Genomic DNA, 1,385 nt, shown 5'->3' with positions numbered 1-1,385 from the left:
GTGGGCCGGTCGACGAGGCGCCCGTCGGGATCGGTCCACACCAGGACCGGCGTCTCCGCCACCCGGCTCCCGTTCGTAGTACCGCAAGGGGACGTACGCGCCCGAGAACGGGCTGTCGATCCCCACCCCGCCGAGCCCCGCGAACGCCTTCTCCGCGAGCGCGACCAGCTCCGGCGGCGTGTGGAAGGAGTCGGTCCCCAGGCAGACCGGCGGCCGCGGCCCGTCCCCGTGCAGTTCGTAGGGCAGCCGGGCCGTCGGATACGAGTGGACGTCGATGATCACGGCCCGCCCGGTGGCGGCCAGCCGGTCGGTCACCGCTGCCGTCATCGCCCGCGCGTAGGAGTGGAAATAGCGCTCGATCAACGGCCGGGGATCGGTGTCCGCGGGGCGCAGCGGAGCCCGGTGCGTCGTCCGTGTGTACACCGCGCCCATCCCGACCGCGAGCATCTCCTCGCGCTCGTCCGGGAAACGCTCGGGATCGACGACCAGCCGGGACAGCAGGTTGACGAACCGCCACGGTGTCAGCCCGGCCGCCTCGGCCGCGGCCGAGGCCAGTTCGGCGGTGTGCGCGTCGGTGATGTGGTCCAACTCGCTCTCCAGCGCCGGGTCGTCGAGGAGGATGCCCTCGCGGACCGGCGCGGGGATCTCCCTGGAGGAGTGCGGCACGTGCAGGATCACGGGCGAGTGGACCGCTCCCGGCAGGAGCGCGAAGGAGTCCGGGCCGTCCGGGGAAGCGAGGATGTCGTTCATAAGAGATCACTGTCGCAGCCGGGTCCGACAATGGGCAGGACCTCATGACCTCGCCACGTGCACGCGGCCACGCCGTTCCCGCGCTCAGCCACTGCCCCCGCGGCGCGCGTAGTGCTCGATGAGCGCCGTCCGGGTCGTTTCGAGACGGTGGGCCAGGATCGCGCCGATCGTCCGTGTCAGGGACAGCTCCAGCGTCGGATCCTGGTCGCACAGCGTCCGCACCTCGGCGGCGTCGAACTCGTAGGCGCGCACCGGGCTGAAGGCCTCGGCGCCGAAATCCCAGGTGTGCGGACGGAACAGCCACGACCAGCCGAGCAGGTCGCCGGGCCCGAGCTGGGCGACGGTGATCCGCCGGTCGGCGATGACCCGCTGGTACAGCGAGACCGTTCCCGAGCGGACCACCCAGAAGCGGTCGGCGGTGCCTCCCTCCTCGAAGATCGGCCCGTCCGCGGGGAACGACACCTCGCGGGCCACGCTCATCAGCCGATCGCGGTGTTCGGGGGAGAGCGCGTGCAGGAGCCGGAGAGCAGTGGGCATCGCGGACCTCCATCGGGTCGCCGCACGGCCCAAGGAGGCCGGCGGCGCCTGTCGTGCCGGTGGTATCCCGTCAAACTCGATTTGGGCCCCAACAGCGG

2 protein-coding genes are annotated in these 1,385 nt (G+C 71.8%); both read right to left on the bottom strand.

Features of this window, described 5'->3' with window-relative positions; genetic code table 11:
* The coding region (locus ACWEBX_RS40760) for an N-formylglutamate amidohydrolase (RefSeq protein WP_451889728.1) at positions 1–750 on the bottom strand (750 nt) is incomplete at its 3' end.
* A gap of 84 nt (positions 751–834) precedes the next feature.
* Positions 835–1,287, bottom strand: coding sequence for a cyclic nucleotide-binding domain-containing protein (locus tag ACWEBX_RS40755; protein WP_384794207.1), 453 nt, complete (start codon positions 1,285–1,287; stop codon positions 835–837).
* Between the last annotated feature and the right edge of the window lie 98 nt (positions 1,288–1,385).

It is taken from the genome of Streptomyces sp. NPDC005070 (assembly GCF_053600395.1).
The sequence above is the reverse complement of the archived record's forward strand: the minus strand, read 5'-3'. Positions and strand labels throughout refer to the sequence as shown.

Coding starts and splice junctions, on each gene's coding strand:
- ACWEBX_RS40755 (WP_384794207.1), bottom strand. CDS start 1,287: ATGCCCACTGCTCTCCGGCTCCTGCACGCGCTCTCCCCCGAACACCGC.